This window comes from Pseudomonas sp. KSR10, assembly GCF_022355455.1.
GTDB classification, from domain to species: domain Bacteria; phylum Pseudomonadota; class Gammaproteobacteria; order Pseudomonadales; family Pseudomonadaceae; genus Stutzerimonas; species Stutzerimonas stutzeri_E.
This window is the reverse complement of the sequence record NZ_JAKOEN010000019.1, coordinates 1,503,225-1,524,107: the sequence shown is the minus strand read 5'-3', so window position 1 is coordinate 1,524,107 and position 20,883 is coordinate 1,503,225. Positions and strand designations below refer to the sequence as shown.

The window sequence follows — 20,883 nt, the reverse complement described above, 5'->3', positions numbered from 1 at the left end:
TGGCGCCCCCCTTGTGGGAGGCGCGACCTCGCGCCGAATGGCGCCAACCCGGCGCCCGAAAAGCTTCGGCCCGGGGCCGGGCCTCCCACGAAAAAAACAATGCACGGCGCACCTTTGTGGGAGGCGCAACCTCGCGCCGAATGGCGCCAACTCAGAGTCCGAAAAGCTTCGCCCCCGATGTCGGGAGCTCCCGCGCAAGCGACCCGAGCATTGCGCCAACTCAGTGCCACAGCTTCGCCCGACCCACCAGGCCATCAGTAACGCTGACCTTGATGGTGGATGCAGACGTACTTGGTCTCGACGAAGGGCTCGAAGCCCTCGCTGCCGCCCTCACGGCCGAGGCCGGAGGCTTTCATGCCACCGAACGGGATCGGGTGGCCGGTGAATTTGGTGCCGTTGACCGCGACCATCGCGTGATCAAGCCGACGGATGAGTGGGTGAACGAGGTCCAGCCGATTCGAGCAGATGTAGGCCGCCAGCCCGTATTCAGTGTCGTTGGCCATGCCGACCGCCTCATCCAGGCTGTCGAACGGCAACACACCGGCGATCGGAGCGAAATTTTCTTCGCGGTAGATCCGCATGTCGGTGGTGACATCAGCCAGCAGCGTCGGCTGCCAGAACCAGCCGCCGAGCGCGTGGGGCTCGCCGCCGGCCAGCAACCGAGCGCCTTTGTCGAGCGCGTCGGCGACCCGCGCGGCGGTGGCGTCGAAGGCCGCCTGGTGCATCAACGGGCCGATCTGACTGCGCTCATCCGCGCCAGGGCCAACGCGCAACTCACGCACGGCGCGGGCAAAGCGCATCAGGAACGCTTCATAAACGGGTCGCTGGACGAGGATGCGGTTGGCTGCGCAACAGTCCTGACCGGATGTTTGGAACTTGGCGTCCAGCGCCACCTGCACGGCGTGCTCGAGATCGGCATCTTCGCAGACGATCAGGGGCGCATTACCGCCCAGTTCCAGAGCCACTTTTTTCACCCCGGGGGCGGCAGCCTCCAGTATCAAGCGACCGACCCGGGTCGAGCCGGTGAAGCTCACTGAACGCACACGCGGGTCCCGTACCAGGGTTTCCATGACCGTTTGCGGTTCGCCCAGTACCACATTGAACACGCCAGCCGGCAGGCCCGCCTCTTCGGCGAGCTGAGCCAGGGCGAAGGCCGAGTAGGGCGTTTCATGCGCTGGCTTGACCACCACCGTACAGCCGGCCGCGAGCGCCGCAGCGGCCTTGCGGGTGATCATCGCGCTGGGGAAATTCCATGGCGTGAGCAGGGCGCAGACGCCGACCGGCTCCCTCAGAGTGCTCAACTCGGCATCGACGATATGGCTCGGGATGGTCCGCCCATAGAGCCGCCGGGCTTCCTCGGCGAACCAGGGAATGAAACTGGCGGCGTAGCGAATCTCGCCTCGCGCCTCGGCCAGCGGCTTGCCTTGTTCCTCGCAGAGGATCGCCGCCAGGTCCTCCTGGTGTTGCAGGATCAGCGCGGCCCAGCGCTGCATAAGGGCCGCCCGCTCATCCAGGCTTCGCAGGCGCCAGGACGCAAAGGCCCGTTCGGCGGCATCCACCGCGGCGACGATCTGCTCGCACTCAAGCATCGGTACATGACCGATCTCGGCCTGGCTGGCCGGGTTGTGCACGGCGATGCTGGCGCCGCTGGGGTTGTGCACCCATTGCCCGTCCACGTAGCAAAGCGATTTCAGCAGCAGGGGGTGTTTGAGCGACATGGCAGTGTCTCCGGGCCGATGGGCATGGGAGACATGCTAGGGAAGGGCGGCTTGGGAGTTTTTCTGTAGCGGCTCGATTGGCGGGTGGATTTTTCTGTTTGGCGATGGGCAAACAAGAAAAGCCTGGAGGCTGGAGGCCTACGGTGGAAAAGGCTTCGCCGTTTTCCACCCTACGGGTAGGAGCCAAAGCGCTTTTTGCGCTTTGGCCGAGGCGGCCGTTTATGCGGTAGCGGTCTTCTGCTGCGGCAGCATGCGCACGATGGCATTGAGCAACACGCCGTAAAGCGGCACGAACAGCGCCAGGCTGACGGCCAGCTTGATCACATAGTCGACGCTGGCGATCTCTACCCAGTTGGCCGCCATGAACGGATCGTCGCTGTGCCAGAAGGCAATGGAGAAGAACACAAAGGTGTCCAGCAGATTGCCGAATATGGTCGAGGCACTGGGCGCTACCCACCACTGGCGCAGTCGCCGCAGCCGGTCGAATACCTGAATGTCGAGAATCTGACCGAAGACGTAGGCGAGAAAGCTGGCAATGGCGATGCGGAACACGAACAGGTTGAACTCGCCGAGCGCCGCGAAACCACTGAACGCCCCCTGGTGGAACAACACCGAGACCACGTAGGACGCCACCAGCGCCGGGACCATGACCCGCGCTATCACCTGCCGCGCCGGGCCCTTGCCGAGCAGGCGCACGGTCAAGTCGGTGGCCAGGAAGATGAACGGGAAGCTGAACGCGCCCCAGGTGGTATGCCAGCCGAACAGGGTGATCGGCAACTGCACCAGGTAGTTACTGGCGATGATGATGAGAATGTGGAAGGCGATCAGACCGGCGAGGGTGACCCGGCGGACCGACGAAGGGATCTGCAGCATGGTATGTCCTTTTTGAACGTGATGGGGTGAGGGAACCCATTTGCCGGGCCAACAGGGCCGAGGCGGCGCGCATTCTAGGGGCAAACCGACCCTTCGGTACAGACGCGCTGGTCAGAACGCCTCGCTGTTCGGCGCCGAGCGCTCATCATCGAGCCCTGCCGGCGGGCCTCCTTCGTCGCGCTTTACGCTCTTGGTAACGATATAGGTGTAGTAGCGCTCGATGCCCAGATCCTCCAGCAGTAACTGGTCGATGAAGCGCTGGTAGTGGTCGACATCGCGGGCGCGGATCATCGCGATGTAGTCGATACCGCCGCCGGTGGCGTAGCAGAAGGCGACTTCCGGAGCCTCGGCCAGGCGCTGCTCGAAGCGGCGCATGTCCTGTGCGGTGTGCCGCGCCAGGCTGATCTCCACCAGCACCTGCTGGGTCCGGAACAGCGCGCCCCAGTCGATCAGCGCACGATAGCCGCGCACCAACCCGGCGGCCTCGAGTTTGCGTACCCGCTCCCAGGCCGGGGTCACCGACAGGTTGATGGCCTCGGCCAGCGCCGACTTGGTGATGCGGCCATCCCCGGACAGGATGCGCAGGATCTTCAGGTCATAGCGGTCGAGCTTGTGCATGAACTCTCCTTCTCGATGCCCTGGCCGTTAGCGCTGCAGTTGACGTTCGCCCTCCGGCAAAAAGGCGAATGAGGATGGCCGCCACAGCGGCGGGCGAAGGGCCGCTGCACAGCGCCCTCACCCTACCACCTCGGCGATCACCGCCAACGTATCGCCGCTTTGCACTCGTCCCGGAAAGTGTCGGGCGCTGATCAGGCCGCTGCGCCGTGCTCGGTACTCCACCGGCGCGGCACCGGTACGGCGCACATCGTGCACCCGCGCCACCAGCTCGCCTTGCTGCACGGTTTCGCCCAGATCCTTACACAGCTCGAGCAGCCCGTCGCTCTCGCTGCACAGGTAGCAATCGCCGTCCGGCATATCCAGCATCACCGACTCGGCCGGCTCGAACTCGCCGTCGAGCAGTTCGAAATGGATCAACAGGTTTCGCACGCCACGTTCGGCGATGGCCAGACTCCAGGCGCTGATGGAGCCGCCACCGCCGAGCTCGGTGGTGACGAAAACCTTGCCCTGCGCCTCGGCCGCGGTGTCGTACATGCCCAGCGCATCCTGCTCCAGCATGCGCATGCAGTAGGGCGCCGCGAAAGCGCGCATGCCGGCCTCGCAGCGCGCCTGCTGGGCCTTGTCCGGCAGCACGTGACAGGCGGCGAAGGGCAGGAAGTCGAGGGTTTTACCACCGGAATGGATATCCAGCACGAGATCCGCCAGCGGTAGCAGGCTGCGCTGGAAGTAATCAGCGATCTTCTGCGTCACGCTGCCATCCGGGCGGCCGGGAAAACTGCGGTTCAGATTGCCCTGGTCAATCGGCGAGGTACGAGTACCGGCCCATACCGCTGGCGCATTCATGAACGGCACGATGATCACCCGCCCTTGCACGCGCGCCGGGTCGAGGCTTGCGGCCAGCTTGCTTAGCGCCAGCGGGCCTTCGTACTCGTCGCCGTGGTTGCCACCGGTGAACAGCGCGGTGGGCCCCACGCCGTTCTTCACCACACTGATCGGGATCATCACCGCGCCCCAGGCCGAGTCGTCGCGCGAGTAGGGCAGGCGCAGATAGCCGTGCTGCACGCCGTCACGCTCGAAGTCGACGGTGGGGCTGATGGGATTGCGCAGCAGCGTTTCGCTCATGGCTCAGTCCTTGACGTAAAGCTTGCGGGGCAAGTCGCAGAAGGTTTCCATCCCGGTCTCGGTGATCAGGATGCTCTCGGTGATTTCCAACCCCCAATCGTCCATCCACAACCCGGGAATGAAATGGAAGGTCATGCCCGGCTCGAGCACGCTTTCATCGCTCGGGCGCAAGCTCATGGTCCGCTCGCCCCAATCCGGCGGGTAACTGATACCGATGGGGTAGCCGCAGCGGCTGTCCTTCTGGATGTCGAACTTGTCGAGCACCTTGAGGAAGGCGCGGGCGATATCGCCGGTGGTATTGCCCGGACGCGCCACTGCGAGGCCCGCGGAGATACCCTCGACCACCGCCTGTTCGGCCTCGAGAATGTGCGCCGGCGGTTTGCCCAGGTAGATGGTGCGCGACAGCGGGCAGTGGTAGCGCTTGTAGCAGCCGGCTATCTCGAAGAAGGTGCCGGCGCCCAGTCGGAACGGGTTGTCGTTCCAGGTCAGATGTGGCGCACTGGCGTCGGCTCCGGTCGGCAGCAAGGGCACGATTGCCGGATAGTCACCACCGTGGCCCTCGACCCCGAGGATGCCGGCGCGGTAGATATCGGCGACCAGCTCGTTCTTGCGCAGCCCCGGTTCGATACGCTCATAAATCGTCTCGTGCATGCGCTGGACGATCCGCGCGGCGACGCGCATGTACTCGATCTCCTGCGGCGATTTGACCGCTCGTCGCCAGTTGACCAGGGCGGTGGCGTCGAAGAATTGCGTGTGCGGCAGGTGCTGCTGCAGCGAGCGAAAGGCGGCCGCACTGAAGTAGTAGTTGTCCATCTCCACGCCAATGGCCAGTCGGTCCCAACTGCGCGCGGCGATCACGTCGCGCGAAAGATAGTCCATCGGATGACGTACGCTGGACTGCACGTAGTGATCCGGATAGCCGACGATATCGTCATCACCCATGAACACCGTGCGGCGTGCGCCGTTGGCGTCCTGGTCGCGACCGAACCACAGCGGGTCGCCTTCGAGCGCCAGCAACACGCATTGGTGCACGTAGAACGACCAGCCGTCGTAGCCGGTCAGCCAGGCCATGTTCGACGGGTCGGTGACGATCAGCAGCTCGATACCGCGGGCGGCCATGGCCTGGCGAACCCGCATGATGCGCACCGCATATTCCTCCCGGCTGAACGGGAGATTGACGACGATTTCGGACATCTTCTTTGCCCTCGTGGATGGACCGCGCTTGCTCTGCAGGGGCGAGCTGGCTCGCGAGCCCGGCGTGCGGCCCGGGCGCAAGTAGGCTCGCGTCTGAAGATCAGGGGTTGAAGCTGAAACCCCTGCCCGCTGCGCGCGCCCGATCGAAGGCGAAGCTGGCGATGGCAGTGTCTTGCGCGCCGGTGCCGGTCAGGTCGCAAAGGGTGACCTGACCGGCCGAGGTGCGGCCGGGGTGATGCCCGGCGATCACCTGGCCGAGTTCGACCAGGGACGATGAATCGCTATCCACCGCGCCCGCCGCGAGCGCGTGGTGCAATTCGCCGAGTACCCGGGTCTGGCTCAGGCGGTCGGCGACATAGAGATCGCAGGCGGCGAGGGCGGCGGCGGCGATCTCGTTCTTGTGCTCGGCGTCCGAGCCCATGGCGGTGATGTGCAGGCCCGGCTGCAGATGATGCGCCTGGATCAGTGGCGTGCGGCTGGGCGTGGTGGTGATGGCAATGTCAACGCCGTCCATGGCGGCGTCGACATTATCCGCGACCCGCGCCTCGACGCCCTCCAGCTCGCCGGCGAACACCGCCGCCTTCGCCGGATCGCGCGCCCAGATGTGCACTTCGCGAACGTCGCGCACCAGCCGCAAGGCCGCCAGCTGCAAACGCGCCTGTTCGCCGGCACCGAGAATGGCGACGCGGCTCGAATCCGCCCGGCTCAACCATTTCGCGGCTATTGCGCCGGCCGCGGCCGTGCGTACCGCCGTGAGGAAGCCGTTATCCAGCAACAGAGCGTCGAGCAGGCCGGTACGCGCCGAGAACAGCATCATCAGCCCGTTCAGGCTCGGCAAGCCGAGCGCCGGATTGTCGAAGAAGCCGGGGCTGACCTTGATGGCAAAACGCGGCAGACCGGGCAGGTACGCGGTCTTCACGTCGACCTCGCCGTTATGCTCGGGAATGTCCAGGCGCAGGATCGGCGGCATCGCCACCGCCGCGGTGGCGAGCAGACGGAACGCTTGTTCGACCGCGTCGAGGCTGGCCAAATCGAGTGCCAGGCAGGCGCGGAGATCGGTTTCGCTGAGCAGGACGGTCTCGGCCATGTTGATCTCCATCGGAGTACACCGGACGCACCGGTAGCAGGGTTGAGGGGCTTGGATTGTTTATTCGTTGCTGCCGTTGAGCACGCGTAAGTGCTGTCCGGTATCCACGTTACGGCCGCTGATCACAATGACCACCGATCCGCGCGGCTGGATCGAATGCTCGAGCAGAGCGGCGATGCCGACGGCCGCGGCGCCTTCGATCACCAGCCGTTCCTCGTGGTAGGCATGACGGATGCCAGCGGCAATGGCCGGCTCGTCGAGCAAATGGATTTGGTCGGCCAGCTCGCGAACGAGGCCGAAGGTGTAGCGATTGTTCAGGCCGATGCCGCCGCCGAGTGAATCGGCCAGGCTGGGGCGCTCTTCGACCTCGACCGGATGGCCAGCCTCGAGGCTGGCGTGCATCGCCGCGCCACGGCGCATGCTGATGCCATGAACGCGGATCTCCGGTCGCTGACGCTTGATGCCCAGGGCGACACCGGCAAACAATCCACCGCCGGACAGCGGCACCAGCACTTCAGCGACTTCGGGGCACTGCTCGAGGATTTCCAAGCCGAGCGTGCCCTGGCCGGCAATGACGTGTGGATGGTCGAAAGGCGGGATGAAGGCAGCGCCCTGCTCACGGGCGATGCGTTCGGCCTCGACCTGGGCGTCGTCCTGGCTGTGACCGACAATGACCACTTCGGCGCCCAGCTCGCGGATCGCCTGCACCTTGTTTTGCGGCACCAGTTGCGACAGGCAAACGATCGCTCTGACCTCCTGCTGCGCCGCCGCGAAGGCGAGCGCCCGACCATGGTTGCCGGTGGAGGCGGTGACCACGCCGAGGCGCTTCTGCGTTTCCGACAACTGCGCGACCGCATGACTTGCGCCACGGAGCTTGAAGCTTCCGGTCGCCTGCTGCGATTCCAGCTTCAACCACACCGGTACGCCGGCCAGCCGGCTGAGCGACGCCGAACGCTCCAGAGGTGTTTCCCGGACGAGGCCGCAAATGAGCTCGCGTGCGTCGAAGAGGTGGTCGAGAAGAATCGGCTGCATGGCGAACATTCCGATGGTGAATGCGGCCGAGTGTAGGAGCGCTGATTTCACCAGCCCAATGTACTAGGACTCTTTTTTTTCGCCCCTAATATTGTGCCGATCTAAGCCCTGATGCGTCCTGATCTCGGGCTCTGAAGCCTGCGAGCGCGACCCGTTGGTGCACGGTGGGCTCGCTTTCAACGCGCGCCGCGAAATTCGTGAATCTCCGGGAACTGCTCGAAGACTTCGCGGATGCTGCACAATCCGTCACGCAGCCGTTCTTCGTCGCATTCGGCGCCTACGCAAAGACGCATCGCCCGGGGCCGCCGGGTACCGGGCGGCAGAAAGGGGTCAGGCAGAGTCAGGGCAATCTCGCGGCGGCGCAGTTCATGCTGCAGCGCATCCAGCTCCCAATGTTCAGGCACATTGAGCCAGGCGCTGAGGGAGGCCGGATGGCTGCCGCGCAGGTAATCGCCCAACTCGGCGGTCACCGCGGCCTGACGGGAGGCGATCAGCTCACGCTGCAAACGCACCAGTTCGTTGGCCTGACCACGCTCGATCCAGCGTGTGGCGATCTCGCCCAGCAGTGGCGCGGCCATCCAGCTGTTCACCCGCATGATGCTCTCGGTGCGCAGGGCCAATCGCCGGGGCATGGCCAGGTAACCGATGCGCAGGCCGGTGAGCACCGACTTGGTCAGGCTGGTGCAGTAGAACGACAACTCAGGCAGGTAATGGCTGATCGGCAAGGCGTCGCGGTGCTCGCCGAGCAGCGGGCCGTAAACGTCGTCCTCGATCACATAGACGCCGTAGCGGCGGGCGATCTCGGCAATTTCGCGGCGACGCACGTCCGGCATTATGGTGCTGGTAGGGTTGTTCAGGTTCGGCGTGCAGACCAGCGCGGTGACTCGCTCGTTGCCGCACAGGTCTTCGAAATGCTCCGGATCGAGACCATGGCGGTCGGTCTCGACACCTTGCAGGGTGAAGCCGAGCACCTGGGCGGTACCGATTACGCCGTGATCGGTACAGTTTTCGCAAAGAACCAGATCGTCCGGTCCAGCCAGTGAGGCGAGGGCGAGAAAGATGGCGTGGGAGGTTCCATTGGTCAGCAACAGATCCTGCAACTCTACCTTCAAGCCCAGCCCAGCGAGCCATTGCACACCGACTTCGCGGTGATGCTCGAAGCCGGCGATCGGCCGACAGGCGTGAATCCAGGGTTGCTCGTGCTCGGCCGCCAGCTCCTCGCAGGTCTGCCGCCACAGGCGGTCATGGGCCTCGGTGCGAACGATGCGCGCCGTGGAGAAGTCCAGCAGCGAATTCTCGCCGCGGTCGAGCATGGAGCTGGCGACGCGTTCGCTGATGCGCCGACTGACGAAGCTGCCGCGCCCGACCTCACAGCGCACCCAGCCCTGACGCTCCAACTCTTTGTAGGCATTGGTCACCGTTTGCACGCTGATATCCAGCTGCTCGGCGAGCAAGCGCTGCGGCGGCAGGCGCTGGCCGTCGTGCAGGTTACCCTGCTCGATGTCGGTTGCGATGGCGGTAACCAGCAGCTTGTATTTCGACGCGCCGCTACGGGCAGCGAGCAAGGCCTGTTTCCAGTTGCGCATGACGATCTACCTTCAGTCGAGCCGACAGGATCGACGCAAGCGCAGTGTCATGCAATTGTCCTAGTGCAATCCCATGAAGAAAACGGCTTTTGCTATGCTCGGTCGGCGAAACGCGGCGCACGTCTCACAAAAAGAAGCCAAAGCCGCGCTGAGGCAGGGAATGCCCTGTCCTGATGCTCTTGAAACTGCCCTCCTACATAGCAGGCTCGTCTGCGAACCATAAAAAGCACAGGAGAATCATGATGAATCGCGCACGTCCATTCCGTTTCGGCAAGCTTCTGCTGACCTCCGCTGTACTGACCGGTCTATCTCTTGCTGGCTTGGCCCAGGCCGACACCCTTGATGAAATCAAAGAAAAAAACAGCGTTCGCATCGGCTATGCCAACGAAACCCCCTTCGCCTACACCGCCACGGACGGCAGCGTCACTGGCGAATCGCCGGAAATCGTAAAAAAGGTCTTCCAGCGGATGGGCATCGAAACCGTCAATCCTGTGCTCACCGAATGGGGCTCGCTGATTCCCGGCCTGCGTGCCGGACGCTTCGACCTGATCGCCGCCGGCATGTACATCACACCCGAGCGTTGCAAGCAGGTGATTTTCACCGACCCGCAATATCAGTTGCCCGACACCCTGCTGGTCAAAGCGGGTAACCCGAAGAACCTGCATAGTTACGAGGACATCGCCAAGAGCGGGGCCAAGCTGGCAATCATGTCCGGGACGGTGAACCTGGCCTACGCCCGCGACGGCGGTATCAGCGATGACCAGATCCTCCAGGTACCCGATACCACCGCACAACTTCAGGCGGTGCGCAGCGGTCGCGCCGATGCCGCGGTGGGCACTCAGCTGACCATGAAAGGTCTGGCCGAGAAGGGTGGCGACTCGCTCGAAGCGGTCAGTGAATTCAAGGACGATCCGTCACACACCGGCTACGGTGCGCTGGCGTTCCGCCCCGAGGACACCGCACTGCGCGACGCCGTGAATGCCGAATTGAAGAAGTGGCTCGGCAGCGAAGACCATCTGAAGACCGTCGAACCGTTCGGCTTCGATGAGTCCAACGTCACCGACAAGACCGCCGCGCAGCTCTGCGCCCAGTGATCCACGAGCGGAGCGCCGCGCCCTGATCGGTGCGGTGTCATCCGTTCGTGTGGTTTCGTTCCTGCACAGAGGTATCGAACCTATGGGCGAACTTCTCCCCCTCATGTTTCAGGGCGCCTGGGTGACATTGCAGATCACCTTCTGGGCCTCGCTACTGGCGATTGTATGCGCCGTATTCGGTGCGCTGGGGCGCCTGTCACCGTTCGCTCCGCTGCGCTGGTTCTCGATTGCCTATATCGAGGTGTTCCGCGGCACTTCCCTGCTGGTCCAGCTGTTCTGGTTGTATTTCGTGCTGCCGATGCCACCGTTCCACGTGGAACTATCGGCTTTTACAGTCGCCGTATTCGGTCTTGGCCTGCATATCGGGGCCTACGGCGCGGAAGTCATGCGCGGCACCATCCGATCGGTGGCACGCGGGCAATATGAAGCCTGCGTGGCGTTAAACATGTCTCCACTCAAACGCTTTACCCGGATTATCCTGCCGCAGGCGCTGCTGGCTGCCATTCCGCCTGGCACCAACCTGCTGATCGAGCTGTTGAAAAACACTTCGCTGGTCTCGCTGATCACCATTTCCGATCTGGCGTTCCGTTCGCGCCAGCTGGATCAGGCGACCTTCATGACGCTTGAAATCTTCGGCATGGCGCTGGTGATGTACTTCGTCATGGCCCAGGCGATCAACCTCGGCATGCGCCTGATTGAACGGCGCCTCAGCCGCGGTAGGATCAAAGGAGGCCTGGCATGAACTTCTTTGATTGGCAGTTCGCCTGGGAGATCCTGCCTCAGCTGCTCCAGGCTTCGCTGAAGACGATTGGCATCACCATCAGCGGCTTCGCCATTGCAGTGGTACTCGGCCTGTTACTAGCCGTAGCCCGCCGCAGCAAGCGAGTCTGGTTGTCCTGGCCGGCTACCGGCCTGATCGAATTCATCCGCAGCACGCCGTTGCTGATCCAGGCCTACTTCCTGTTCTACGTCTTTCCCAATTACGGCATCAACCTCAGCGCACTACAGGCCGGCATCGTCGCCATTGCTGTGCACTATGCTTGCTATACGGCAGAGGTCTACCGGGCCGGGCTCGATGCCGTGCCTCGGGCCCAATGGGAGGCGGTAACTGCGCTGAATATGAAGCCGACGACCGCCTACCGCGATGTCATCCTGCCCCAAGCACTGCGCCCGATACTGCCAGCACTGGGCAACTATCTGGTGGCGATGTTGAAAGACACCCCGGTGCTTTCGGCGATCACCGTGGTCGAAATCATGCAGCAGGCCAAGAACATCGGCTCAGAGAGCTTTCGCTACCTGGAACCGATCACCATGGTCGGCCTGTTCTTCCTGATCCTAAGCCTGGCCCTGGCCTGGTGCGTCCGCCGCCTCGAAAACCGCTTGGAGCTTGCCCGATGAACACTTCACCGCATTTCGACGCCAATCCGAACACCTCCTTCAATGGCAACCCTGAGATGGCCGAGCCACTGGTGCGCTTCGACCAAGTGACCAAGCGCTACGGCGACCTCACCGTACTCGACCATCTCGATCTGGAGGTCGCCAACGGCGAGAAGGTCGCCATCATCGGCCCCAGCGGCTCGGGTAAATCGACCCTGCTGCGGGCGCTGATGACCCTGGAGACGATCGATGATGGCGTCATCGAAGTCGACGGTGAGCCATTGACCCATATGCCGGCATCCGATGGTCATTTGGTGCCGGCCAGTGGCCGTTACCAACGCCATGTGCGCGGCAAGGTGGGCATGGTATTCCAGAGCTTCAACCTGTTTCCGCACATGAACGCTCGGCAGAACGTGATGGAAGCACCGGTACAAGTCCTCGGGCTATCGAAAAACGAAGCCCGTGAACGCGCGGATGAATTGCTGGCCATGGTGGGACTGGAGGACAAGCTCGAGCATTACCCGGCGCAGCTGTCAGGCGGCCAGCAGCAGCGTGTCGCCATTGCCCGCGCCATGGCCATGCGGCCACGGGTGATGCTGTTCGACGAGGTGACCTCGGCGCTGGATCCGGAGCTCTGCGGAGAGGTGCTCAATGTCATTCGGCGGCTGGGGGACGAGCACAACCTGACCATGTTGATGGTCACCCATCAGATGGGCTTCGCCCGGGAGTTCGCCGACCGGGTATGCTTCTTCAACGAGGGCCGCATTCACGAACAGGGCACGCCGGACGAGCTGTTCGGCAATCCGCGGGAACTGCGCACTCAGGAATTTCTTAGCGCGGTCACCCAGGCAAGCTAGCTTTCGGCGACGGTGGGCCGGCCCGCGCCTTTGCACCGGTACTGCCGCCCCGCGGCCAAGAGGAAGCCATGCTCGAATCGCTGGAAAAGATGCTCGCCAAAGGTATGGATAATTCCATGCTGCGCTTTGGCCTCGGCAAGGGTTATCTGGACGCCGGTGACGCGGCTCGGGCCGCTGACCATCTGCAGCGCTGCGTCGAGCAGGATCCCATATATTCGGCTGCCTGGAAGCTGCTCGGCAAAGCGCTACAGGCCGACGGCAACCTCAATGGAGCCCGTCATGCCTGGGAGCAAGGCCTGATCGCCGCGCAAGCGCACGGTGACAAGCAGGCCGAGAAGGAAATGACGGTATTCCTGCGCAAACTGAACAAGCAGACCGGGGCCTAGCGTCGCTGGCGAGACCCGCCGTGCGGCAGCATCACCTCGTTCAGGTGTCTTGAATGAAGCGCAAGCCGACCCCCTCGGCATCGACGCGCATCACTTCCATCTGCAGAACAGGCGCCGGGATAGGCAGATCCTGCACCTGACCAGTGACGACCATCCCGAGCCGCAACTCAGTCAGCTGCGGATGTTTGACGTAGACACCGCCATCCGATAGATCGCGGGTATGCGCAAACACCTCGCCAAAGGATTCATGGGCGATGCGTATTCGACATTTCATGGGTGAGCGCGGGTGCTGTCGCTGGTTTGACATCTGACGTTCCCTTGTTCGTTAGCTGGTGGTCAGTACCAGCGGCGTTCGCCTGCCGGGCGTTTCTTGAAACGTTTCATGGTCCACATGTATTGGCTCGGCCAGGTGCGCACGTAGCGCTCGATGACGCCGCTCATGGCAGCGACCGCGACCTCGACGTTCTCGTCGTACATCGCCGGCGGCGCCGCTTCGAGAATCACCTTGTAGCCTGAACCATCCTCCAGGCGCAACGCATGAAGAAATACCCCGATGGCCTTGCCGCCCGTGAGCATACCGGGCACGAACTTGCTGGTCAGCGCCTGCGTGCCGAGGAAGGGCACGAATACACCGGCGCCTTCACTGGGTTCCGGATCGGCCGGAATGCCGACGGCGCCCCCCCTGCGGACTTCCTTGATGACGCTGATGATGCCCTCGCGAGTCGAAGGCGCAACCTTGTTACCCAGCTGGACGCGTTGGCGCTGCAAAAGGTCATCCACAGCCTTAAGCTTCGGCGGACGGTAGAAAATGATCGGCTTGCACTGCGCGCAATAGAAATGATTGAGCACTTCCCAATTACCCAGATGGCTGGTGATACCCACGACCCCCTTACCGGATGCCAAAGCATTTTCCAGCACCTCCAGTCCTTCGACCTGCCTGACCAGACGCAACGTCTTTTCCGCTGGCCAGATCCAGGCACAGGCACTTTCGGTAAAGGTTCTGCCGATCTGCTGCAGACTGTGCCGCAACAGCCGTTCCTGTTCGGCGGCGTCAAGCTCGGGAAAGCACTTGCTCAGGTTGGTTCGGGCAACCTCACGAGAACGGTTGGGCAACTTCCACATCAACCAGCCGATGAAGCCGCCCAGCCCCTGTACCGCACGCCAGGGCAGCAGCGCGAACAGGCGCAGGAAGCCGACCACCAGCGCACCTTTGAACTTGTCCAAGGATCTCTCCCGAAAAATCAAAGCCGCTAGTGTAACTGCTTCGGGCGCTGCGCTACTCGCCCGCCCGCCTGGCCGCTACGTACGGGTCGACGTATCGGTCAGCAGCGCGTAGCGATCACAGTTGGTGGTGTGGTCCATGACCATGCCGCAGGCCTGCATGTAGGCGTAGCAGATCGTCGGGCCCACGAAGCTGAAGCCGGCCTTCTTCAATGCGCGACTCATCGCCTCGGCTTCGGCTGTCACCGCCGGTACCTGCTTGATCGACTCGAAATGGTTGACCTTCGGCCGCCCACCGACGAACGACCACAACCAGCCGACCGGATCCTCCAGCTCGAGCCACAGCTGGGCGTTGCGCCGTGCCGCTTCGAGTTTTCGTCGGTTGCGAATGATGCCGGGGTCGAGCATGCGCTCATCGATTTCAGCATCCGTCATCTGTGCCAGGCGCTGGGGGTCGAAACCGAACAGGACCTGGCGATAGCGCTCGCGCTTGCGCAGGACCGTGATCCATGACAGCCCGGCCTGAAAGGCCTCAAGAATGAGAAATTCGAACAGGACCTGTGGGTCGCGGGTCGGAACACCCCACTCGCTGTCGTGATATTCGATATACAGCGGATCATCGCTACACCAGGCGCAACGCGGCATTTTTTCTAGTCCTTCGAAGGGCGACGAGCAGAGGGGGTTGTTCACCAACGCCTGCCGGAAGGCACGCGCTACAACGGGCCGGAGCCGTTATCGGGTATACTCCGAGGCTTTCTGTCGAAGCCAGCACAGGTGAAATTTTGACCCAGCCTACGCCTGCCGTGCGCACCTTCCAAGACCTGATCCTCGCCCTGCAAAGCTATTGGGCAGAGCAGGGTTGCATCGTTCTGCAACCCTATGACATGGAAGTGGGCGCCGGTACATTCCACACCGCCACGTTCTTGCGTGCCGTGGGTCCAGAGACCTGGAACGCAGCCTATGTCCAGCCTTCGCGCCGTCCGGCCGATGGCCGTTACGGTGAAAACCCCAACCGCCTGCAGCACTATTACCAGTTTCAGGTAGTGCTCAAACCGAATCCCGACAATATCCAGGAGCTGTACCTCGGATCCCTGCGCCACATCGGCGTAGATACGTTGGTGCACGACGTACGCTTCGTTGAGGACAACTGGGAATCGCCGACATTGGGCGCGTGGGGGCTCGGCTGGGAAGTCTGGCTGAACGGCATGGAAGTCACCCAGTTCACCTACTTCCAGCAGGTCGGCGGGATCGAGTGCTACCCGGTCACCGGCGAGATCACCTATGGCCTGGAGCGTCTGGCCATGTACCTGCAGGGCGTCGACTCGGTCTACGACCTGATCTGGACAGACGGCCCGTTCGGTACCGTCACTTACGGCGACGTGTTCCACCAGAACGAAGTGGAGCAGTCCACCTATAACTTCGAACACGCCAACGTAGACAAGCTGTTCGAGCTCTTCGATTTCTACGAGTCGGAGGCTAACCGGCTGATCGAACTGGAGCTACCGTTACCCACCTATGAAATGGTGTTGAAGGCCTCGCATACCTTCAATCTGCTGGATGCGCGGCGCGCCATCTCGGTGACGGCGCGTCAGCAGTACATCCTGCGCGTACGGGCGCTGGCGCGGGCAGTAGCGCAGAGCTACCTGCAGGCACGTGCCAAACTCGGCTTCCCCATGGCCACCCCCGACCTGCGTGACGAAGTACTGGCCAAGCTGGAGGCTGCAGAATGAGTGCACTGGATTTCCTGGTCGAGCTCGGCACCGAAGAGTTGCCACCCAAGGCCTTGGGCAAGCTGTCTGACGCCTTCCGCTCAGGCATCGAAAAAGGCTTGAAAGACGCCGGCCTCTCGCATGGGCGGGTACAGGCATTCGCTGCGCCACGACGTCTCGCCGTGCTGATCGAGCAGCTCGAAAGCGAGCAGCCGGATCGCAGCATCAACCTCGACGGGCCACCGTTGCAGGCCGCTTTCGACGCCGAAGGCGAGCCCACTCAGGCCGCGTTGGGTTTTGCCCGTAAATGCGGCGTCGACCTCGCTGAGATCGATCGCAGCGGTCCGAAACTCAGATACAGCCGCTCGATACCCGGCCAGGCGACTGCTGAGCTGTTGCCCGGTATCGTCGAAACCTCGTTGAGCGAGCTGCCGATTCCCAAACGCATGCGCTGGGCCGCACGCAAGGAAGAGTTCGTCCGGCCGACCCAGTGGCTGGTGATGCTGTTGGGTGACCAGGTCATAGACTGCACGATCCTCACCCAACGCGCCGGTCGCGAATCCCGGGGCCATCGTTTCCATAGCCCCGGCCCGGTGCGCATTTCCAAGCCGACAAGCTATCTGGAAGATCTGCGCGGCGCCCGGGTAATCGCCGATTTCACCGAACGCCGTGAGCTGATCGCCAAGCGTGTCGAGCAACTGGCTGGCGAGCAGAACGGCAGCGCCATCGTGCCGCCGGCGCTGCTGGACGAAGTCACCGCACTGGTCGAATGGCCGGTGCCGCTGGTGTGCTCGTTCGAGGAGCGCTTCCTTGAAGTTCCGCAGGAAGCGCTGATCACTACCATGCAGGACAACCAGAAGTACTTCTGCCTGCTAGATGCCAATGGCAAGTTGCTGCCGCGTTTCATCACCGTGGCCAACATCGAATCCAGAGACCCGGCGCAGATCGTCGCGGGTAACGAGAAGGTCGTCCGTCCACGTCTGACCGATGCGGAGTTCTTCTTCAAACAGGACAAGAAGCAGCCGCTGGACAGCTTCAACGAACGGTTGAAGAACGTAATCTTCCAGGCGCAACTGGGCACGGTGTACGACAAGGCGGTGCGGGTTTCAAGGCTCGCCGCCTTTATCGCCGAGCGCACGGAGGGCAACGCGCAATGGGCGGCCCGTGCCGGACTGCTCAGCAAGTGTGACCTCGCAACCGAAATGGTCGGTGAGTTTCCTGAAATGCAAGGCATCGCCGGTTATTACTATGCCCTCAATGGCGGCGAGCCCAACGATGTAGCCCTGGCGTTGAACGAGCAATACATGCCGCGCGGTGCGGGTGCCGAGCTGCCTTCTACCCATACCGGCGCGGTACTGGCAGTCGCCGACAAGCTGGACACCCTGGTCGGCATTTTCGGCATCGGCATGCTCCCCACCGGCAGCAAGGACCCTTACGCGCTTCGTCGCGCGGCCCTGGGTATCTTGCGCATCCTGATCGAAAAACAGCTTGATCTCGATCTGGTGGAGGCGGTGCGCTTTTCCATCGGCCAGTTCGGCAATCAAGTCAAGACCGCTGGGCTGTCCGATCAGGTCTTGGAGTTTGTCTTCGATCGCCTGCGGGCACGCTACGAGGACGAAGGCGTCGATGTCGCCTCGTACCTGTCGGTACGCGCCGTGCAGCCCGGATCGGCGTTGGATTTCGATCAGCGAGTGCAGGCGGTACAGGCGTTCCGCAATCTACCGGAAGCCGAAGCCCTGGCGGCGGCAAACAAGCGTGTGTCGAATTTGCTGAGCAAGTTCGAAGCGAAACTGCCGGAAACCGTCGAGCCTCGCTATTTTGACAATGCCACCGAGTTTTCACTGTACTCGGCGCTGCAGCAGGCCGAGCAGGCCGTGCTGCCATTGGCCACCGCGCGTCAGTATCGGGAAATGCTCGAACGGCTGGCGCACCTGCGCGGACCGGTGGATGCGTTTTTCGAAGCGGTACTGGTCAATGCCGAAGACGCTTCGGTGCGAGCCAACCGCTATGCCTTGCTAGCCAGGTTGAGGGGGTTGTTCCTTGGCGTTGCCGATATTTCCACACTTGGCTAAGCCGGTGAAACTGATCGTGCTCGACCGCGACGGCGTCATTAACGAAGACTCCGATGCGTACGTCAAAACTCTGGACGAATGGATCCCCATTCCGGGTTCACTGGAAGCCATAGCACGATTATGCAAAGCCGGCTGGACGGTGGCGGTCGCCACCAACCAGTCCGGCCTGGCTCGCGGCATGTTCGACGCCTCCACACTCAGCGACATGCATTTCAAAATGCAGCAGCTGGCAATGGAGCAGGGCGGACACATTGACCTGATCGTGCATTGCCCCCATGGCCCGGATGACGGCTGCGATTGTCGTAAGCCGTTACCTGGGTTATTCCAGACAATCGCCGAGCATTTTCATTTGGAAGATCTCAAGGATGTGCCGGTCGTTGGTGACAGCCATCGGGACCTTCATGCAGGAATGTGCCTCGGGGGCGTGCCTTATCTCGTGCGCACCGGTAAAGGCATCAAAACGTTGGAAGGATCACTGCCACCGGGAACGCAGGTGTTCGATGATCTTGCGGCAGTGGCCGATCATTTACTGAGAACCAAACGATGAGCGTTTTGCTGCCTGTACGCATCGCGCTGTTCTACTTCTTATTGGCGTTCACCGCCTTCGCCTGGTGTCTGGTCAGCCTGGTCTTCGCGCCGTTCATGTCGTTCCGTACGCGCTACCGATTCGTGGTGCAGACTTGGTGTCGCAGCGCCGTCTGGTTGGCTAAGACCGTTATTGGCTTACGTTACGAAGTGAGCGGTCAAGAAAACATTCCAGACAGGCCCTGCGTGATCCTCTCCAAGCACCAGAGTACCTGGGAAACCTTCTTTCTCTCGGCGTATTTCGAACCGCTGAGCCAGGTACTCAAACGTGAACTGCTCTATGTGCCGTTCTTCGGCTGGGCGATCATGCTGCTCAAACCCATCGCCATCGACCGCGACAACCCCAAGGCGGCGTTGCGCCAGGTCGCCAAGCAGGGCCAGGAGCGGCTGGAGCAGGGCGCCTGGGTGCTGATATTCCCTGAGGGTACTCGCGTTCCGGTTGGCCAGGCGGCCAAGTTCTCTCGCAGCGGAGCGGCGTTGGCGGTCAACGCCAAGCTGCCAGTGCTGCCGATCGCACATAATGCCGGGACCTTCTGGCCGAAGTCGGGCTGGGGCAAGCGGCCTGGGACCATTCGGGTGGTCATCGGTCCGGCGATGCAGGCCGAAAGCGAAGGACCGCGCGCGGTCGCCCAGCTCAATCAGCGCGCCGAGGACTGGGTCAACCAACAGGTCATGGAACTTGAAAGCAGCGCCTGAGCCAGGACGGGAAGCAAAAAAAGGGGAAGCAGACGGACGTCTGCTTCCCCTTTTTCGTTAGCGCTGTGCTCAGTCGTCGACGGAGCTGCGGATCAGGTGGTCGAAGGCACTCAGCGAGGCCTTGGCGCCTTCGCCGACGGCGATGACGATCTGCTTGTACGGCACGGTGGTGACGTCGCCGGCGGCAAAGATGCCCGGCAAGGAGGTCTCGCCACGCGCATCGACGATGATCTCGCCACGTGAAGTCAGCTCCACGGTGCCTTTCAGCCAGTCGGAGTTGGGCAACAGGCCGATCTGTACGAAGATGCCTTCCAGCTCCAGCTCATGAAACTCGCTGGAGTTGCGGTCCTTGTAGATCAACCCGTTGACCTTCTGGCCGTCGCCGGTGACTTCGCTGGTCAGCGCGCTGGTGATCACGCTGACGTTCGGCAGGCTGTAGAGCTTCTTCTGCAGCACGGCATCGGCGCGCAGTTGGCTGTCGAACTCGAGCAGGGTCACCTGAGCGACGATGCCGGCCAGGTCGATGGCCGCTTCGACACCCGAGTTGCCGCCACCGATCACCGCCACGCGCTTGCCCTTGAACAGCGGGCCGTCGCAGTGCGGACAGTAGGCGACACCGCGCCCACGGTATTCCTGTTCACCGGGCACGTTCATCTCGCGCCACCGCGCACCGGTGGCCAGGATCAGGGTCTTGGCCTTCAGCGAGCCGCCATTCTCCAGTTTGATCTCATGCAGGCCGCCTTGGTTCGAGGCCGGGATCAGCTGGGCTGCGCGCTGCAGGTTCATGATGTCGACGTCGTATTCGCGCACATGGTTTTCCAGCGCACGGGCCAGTTTCGGGCCTTCGGTCTCGTTCACCGAGATGAAGTTCTCGATGGCCATGGTATCGAGCACCTGACCACCGAAACGCTCGGCCGCGACACCGGTACGGATGCCCTTGCGCGCGGCATAGATGGCCGCTGCGGCACCGGCTGGTCCACCACCAACGACGAGTACGTCAAACGGTTCCTTGGCGCTGAGCTTCTCGGCATCACGCGCCGAAGCGCCGGTGTCGAGCTTGGCGAGGATTTCTTCCTCACCCATGCGCCCCTGGCCGAACAGCTCACCGTTGAGGTAGATGCTCGGCACGGACATGACCTGGCGCACCGTGACCTCTTCCTGGAACAGTGCACCATCAATGGCGACATGGTGGATGTTGGGGTTGAGCACCGCCATCAGGTTCAGCGCCTGGACCACGTCCGGGCAGTTCTGGCAGGACAGCGAGAAGTAGGTTTCGAAACGGTACTCGCCGTCGAGGTTCTTGATCTGTTCGATGATCTCCGGCGCAGTCTTGGACGGATGACCTCCGACTTGCAGCAGGGCGAGGACCAAGGAGGTGAATTCATGTCCCATCGGGATGCCAGCGAAGCGCAGGCTGATATTGCCGCCGATACGGTTGAGCGCGAACGAGGGGCGACGCACGTCATCGCCGTCAGTACGCAGGGTGATCTTGTCGCTCAGGCTGGTGATCTCTTCCAGCAGCTCGAGCATTTCCTGGGACTTCTCGCCGTCACCGAGGGACGCGACGATCTCGAACGGCTGGGTGACCTTTTCCAGATAGGTCTTCAACTGGGTTTTGAGATTGGAGTCCAACATGAGCAGCGATCCCCTTTATGA

Annotated in this window: 21 protein-coding genes; 9 read left to right on the top strand and 12 right to left on the bottom strand. The window is 62.5% G+C overall.

Annotated elements, in window-relative coordinates:
- Positions 1 to 254: 254 nt before the first annotated feature.
- The 8 genes from MCB86_RS15905 to MCB86_RS15870 all read right to left on the bottom strand — a co-directional run bounded on the left by MCB86_RS15905 (position 255) and on the right by MCB86_RS15870 (position 9,230).
- Positions 255 to 1,718, bottom strand: a complete 1,464-nt coding sequence (locus tag MCB86_RS15905) for an NAD-dependent succinate-semialdehyde dehydrogenase (protein ID WP_045159977.1) — start codon at positions 1,716 to 1,718, stop codon at positions 255 to 257.
- A gap of 219 nt (positions 1,719 to 1,937) precedes the next feature.
- Positions 1,938 to 2,591, bottom strand: coding sequence for a 7-cyano-7-deazaguanine/7-aminomethyl-7-deazaguanine transporter (locus tag MCB86_RS15900; protein ID WP_239611456.1), 654 nt, complete (start codon positions 2,589 to 2,591; stop codon positions 1,938 to 1,940).
- Between the two features lie 111 nt (positions 2,592 to 2,702).
- The gene (locus MCB86_RS15895; RefSeq protein WP_045159975.1) at positions 2,703 to 3,209 is read right to left on the bottom strand and encodes an Lrp/AsnC family transcriptional regulator; all 507 of its coding nucleotides are present in this window, start codon (positions 3,207 to 3,209) and stop codon (positions 2,703 to 2,705) included.
- Positions 3,210 to 3,326: 117 nt separating this feature from the next.
- Complete coding sequence (gene doeB, locus MCB86_RS15890) at positions 3,327 to 4,331, bottom strand: N(2)-acetyl-L-2,4-diaminobutanoate deacetylase DoeB (protein ID WP_045159974.1); 1,005 nt, start codon at positions 4,329 to 4,331, stop codon at positions 3,327 to 3,329.
- A 3-nt stretch (positions 4,332 to 4,334) separates the two neighbouring features.
- Positions 4,335 to 5,525: an ectoine hydrolase DoeA gene (gene doeA / locus MCB86_RS15885; RefSeq protein ID WP_239611455.1), complete on the bottom strand. Its 1,191-nt coding sequence runs from the start codon at positions 5,523 to 5,525 to the stop codon at positions 4,335 to 4,337.
- A 100-nt stretch (positions 5,526 to 5,625) separates the two neighbouring features.
- A complete protein-coding gene (locus MCB86_RS15880; protein WP_239611454.1) occupies positions 5,626 to 6,612 on the bottom strand; it encodes a cyclodeaminase in 987 nt (328 codons plus the stop codon).
- 60 nt (positions 6,613 to 6,672) lie between these two features.
- Complete coding sequence (gene eutB / locus MCB86_RS15875; RefSeq protein WP_239611453.1) at positions 6,673 to 7,644, bottom strand: hydroxyectoine utilization dehydratase EutB; 972 nt, start codon at positions 7,642 to 7,644, stop codon at positions 6,673 to 6,675.
- Positions 7,645 to 7,820: 176 nt separating this feature from the next.
- On the bottom strand, positions 7,821 to 9,230 hold the full coding sequence (locus MCB86_RS15870) for a PLP-dependent aminotransferase family protein (RefSeq protein ID WP_239611452.1): 1,410 nt from the start codon (positions 9,228 to 9,230) through the stop codon (positions 7,821 to 7,823).
- Between the two features lie 242 nt (positions 9,231 to 9,472).
- On the opposite strand from MCB86_RS15870, the gene ehuB reads away from it, so the two are divergent.
- The 5 genes from ehuB to MCB86_RS15845 all read left to right on the top strand — a co-directional run bounded on the left by ehuB (position 9,473) and on the right by MCB86_RS15845 (position 12,944).
- Positions 9,473 to 10,324 (top strand): ectoine/hydroxyectoine ABC transporter substrate-binding protein EhuB, encoded by an 852-nt coding sequence (gene ehuB / locus MCB86_RS15865; RefSeq protein ID WP_239611451.1) that lies wholly within the window; start codon positions 9,473 to 9,475, stop codon positions 10,322 to 10,324.
- Positions 10,325 to 10,406: 82 nt separating this feature from the next.
- On the top strand, positions 10,407 to 11,066 hold the full coding sequence (ehuC, locus tag MCB86_RS15860) for an ectoine/hydroxyectoine ABC transporter permease subunit EhuC (RefSeq protein WP_045159968.1): 660 nt from the start codon (positions 10,407 to 10,409) through the stop codon (positions 11,064 to 11,066).
- A complete protein-coding gene (gene ehuD / locus MCB86_RS15855; protein ID WP_045159967.1) occupies positions 11,063 to 11,722 on the top strand; it encodes an ectoine/hydroxyectoine ABC transporter permease subunit EhuD in 660 nt (219 codons plus the stop codon). The genes ehuC and ehuD overlap by 4 nt, the downstream gene beginning before the upstream one ends.
- Positions 11,723 to 11,778: 56 nt before the next feature.
- Positions 11,779 to 12,558 carry an ectoine/hydroxyectoine ABC transporter ATP-binding protein EhuA gene (ehuA, locus tag MCB86_RS15850; protein WP_045160034.1) on the top strand — a complete coding sequence of 260 codons (780 nt, stop codon included), beginning with the start codon at positions 11,779 to 11,781 and terminating at the stop codon, positions 12,556 to 12,558.
- 68 nt (positions 12,559 to 12,626) lie between these two features.
- Positions 12,627 to 12,944, top strand: a complete 318-nt coding sequence (locus MCB86_RS15845) for a tetratricopeptide repeat protein (RefSeq protein WP_239611450.1) — start codon at positions 12,627 to 12,629, stop codon at positions 12,942 to 12,944.
- Positions 12,945 to 12,984: 40 nt separating this feature from the next.
- On the opposite strand, the gene MCB86_RS15840 is transcribed toward MCB86_RS15845, so the two are convergent.
- From MCB86_RS15840 to MCB86_RS15830, 3 genes are all read right to left on the bottom strand, one after another.
- Positions 12,985 to 13,251, bottom strand: coding sequence for a PilZ domain-containing protein (locus tag MCB86_RS15840; RefSeq protein WP_045159965.1), 267 nt, complete (start codon positions 13,249 to 13,251; stop codon positions 12,985 to 12,987).
- A 29-nt stretch (positions 13,252 to 13,280) separates the two neighbouring features.
- Positions 13,281 to 14,168 carry a lysophospholipid acyltransferase gene (locus tag MCB86_RS15835; protein WP_239611449.1) on the bottom strand — a complete coding sequence of 296 codons (888 nt, stop codon included), beginning with the start codon at positions 14,166 to 14,168 and terminating at the stop codon, positions 13,281 to 13,283.
- A gap of 75 nt (positions 14,169 to 14,243) precedes the next feature.
- The gene (locus MCB86_RS15830) at positions 14,244 to 14,810 is read right to left on the bottom strand and encodes a DNA-3-methyladenine glycosylase I (RefSeq protein ID WP_239611448.1); all 567 of its coding nucleotides are present in this window, start codon (positions 14,808 to 14,810) and stop codon (positions 14,244 to 14,246) included.
- Between the two features lie 137 nt (positions 14,811 to 14,947).
- On the opposite strand from MCB86_RS15830, the gene glyQ reads away from it, so the two are divergent.
- The 4 genes from glyQ to MCB86_RS15810 are packed head-to-tail and all read left to right on the top strand — an operon-like array spanning position 14,948 to position 19,227.
- Positions 14,948 to 15,895, top strand: a complete 948-nt coding sequence (gene glyQ / locus MCB86_RS15825; protein WP_045159962.1) for a glycine--tRNA ligase subunit alpha — start codon at positions 14,948 to 14,950, stop codon at positions 15,893 to 15,895.
- Positions 15,892 to 17,946, top strand: a complete 2,055-nt coding sequence (gene glyS / locus MCB86_RS15820; protein WP_045159961.1) for a glycine--tRNA ligase subunit beta — start codon at positions 15,892 to 15,894, stop codon at positions 17,944 to 17,946. Before glyQ ends, glyS begins: the two co-directional genes overlap by 4 nt.
- Positions 17,947 to 17,950: 4 nt before the next feature.
- A complete protein-coding gene (gmhB, locus tag MCB86_RS15815; protein WP_239611447.1) occupies positions 17,951 to 18,493 on the top strand; it encodes a D-glycero-beta-D-manno-heptose 1,7-bisphosphate 7-phosphatase in 543 nt (180 codons plus the stop codon).
- A complete protein-coding gene (locus tag MCB86_RS15810) occupies positions 18,490 to 19,227 on the top strand; it encodes a lysophospholipid acyltransferase family protein (protein WP_045159958.1) in 738 nt (245 codons plus the stop codon). The genes gmhB and MCB86_RS15810 overlap by 4 nt, the downstream gene beginning before the upstream one ends.
- A 69-nt stretch (positions 19,228 to 19,296) precedes the next feature.
- On the opposite strand, the gene ahpF is transcribed toward MCB86_RS15810, so the two are convergent.
- The gene (ahpF, locus tag MCB86_RS15805) at positions 19,297 to 20,862 is read right to left on the bottom strand and encodes an alkyl hydroperoxide reductase subunit F (RefSeq protein ID WP_045163334.1); all 1,566 of its coding nucleotides are present in this window, start codon (positions 20,860 to 20,862) and stop codon (positions 19,297 to 19,299) included.
- Positions 20,863 to 20,883: the final 21 nt, after the last annotated feature.

What these genes read in the sequence shown, in the direction of transcription:
- MCB86_RS15905 (WP_045159977.1), bottom strand. Translation starts at nt 1,718, where the DNA reads ATGTCGCTCAAACACCCCCTGCTGCTGAAATCGCTTTGCTACGTGGAC.
- MCB86_RS15900 (WP_239611456.1), bottom strand. Translation starts at nt 2,591, where the DNA reads ATGCTGCAGATCCCTTCGTCGGTCCGCCGGGTCACCCTCGCCGGTCTG.
- MCB86_RS15895 (WP_045159975.1), bottom strand. Translation starts at nt 3,209, where the DNA reads ATGCACAAGCTCGACCGCTATGACCTGAAGATCCTGCGCATCCTGTCC.
- doeB (WP_045159974.1), bottom strand. Translation starts at nt 4,331, where the DNA reads ATGAGCGAAACGCTGCTGCGCAATCCCATCAGCCCCACCGTCGACTTC.
- doeA (WP_239611455.1), bottom strand. Translation starts at nt 5,525, where the DNA reads ATGTCCGAAATCGTCGTCAATCTCCCGTTCAGCCGGGAGGAATATGCG.
- MCB86_RS15880 (WP_239611454.1), bottom strand. Translation starts at nt 6,612, where the DNA reads ATGGCCGAGACCGTCCTGCTCAGCGAAACCGATCTCCGCGCCTGCCTG.
- eutB (WP_239611453.1), bottom strand. Translation starts at nt 7,644, where the DNA reads ATGCAGCCGATTCTTCTCGACCACCTCTTCGACGCACGCGAGCTCATT.
- MCB86_RS15870 (WP_239611452.1), bottom strand. Translation starts at nt 9,230, where the DNA reads ATGCGCAACTGGAAACAGGCCTTGCTCGCTGCCCGTAGCGGCGCGTCG.
- ehuB (WP_239611451.1), top strand. Translation starts at nt 9,473, where the DNA reads ATGAATCGCGCACGTCCATTCCGTTTCGGCAAGCTTCTGCTGACCTCC.
- ehuC (WP_045159968.1), top strand. Translation starts at nt 10,407, where the DNA reads ATGGGCGAACTTCTCCCCCTCATGTTTCAGGGCGCCTGGGTGACATTG.
- ehuD (WP_045159967.1), top strand. Translation starts at nt 11,063, where the DNA reads ATGAACTTCTTTGATTGGCAGTTCGCCTGGGAGATCCTGCCTCAGCTG.
- ehuA (WP_045160034.1), top strand. Translation starts at nt 11,779, where the DNA reads ATGGCCGAGCCACTGGTGCGCTTCGACCAAGTGACCAAGCGCTACGGC.
- MCB86_RS15845 (WP_239611450.1), top strand. Translation starts at nt 12,627, where the DNA reads ATGCTCGAATCGCTGGAAAAGATGCTCGCCAAAGGTATGGATAATTCC.
- MCB86_RS15840 (WP_045159965.1), bottom strand. Translation starts at nt 13,251, where the DNA reads ATGTCAAACCAGCGACAGCACCCGCGCTCACCCATGAAATGTCGAATA.
- MCB86_RS15830 (WP_239611448.1), bottom strand. Translation starts at nt 14,810, where the DNA reads ATGCCGCGTTGCGCCTGGTGTAGCGATGATCCGCTGTATATCGAATAT.
- glyS (WP_045159961.1), top strand. Translation starts at nt 15,892, where the DNA reads ATGAGTGCACTGGATTTCCTGGTCGAGCTCGGCACCGAAGAGTTGCCA.
- MCB86_RS15810 (WP_045159958.1), top strand. Translation starts at nt 18,490, where the DNA reads ATGAGCGTTTTGCTGCCTGTACGCATCGCGCTGTTCTACTTCTTATTG.
- ahpF (WP_045163334.1), bottom strand. Translation starts at nt 20,862, where the DNA reads ATGTTGGACTCCAATCTCAAAACCCAGTTGAAGACCTATCTGGAAAAG.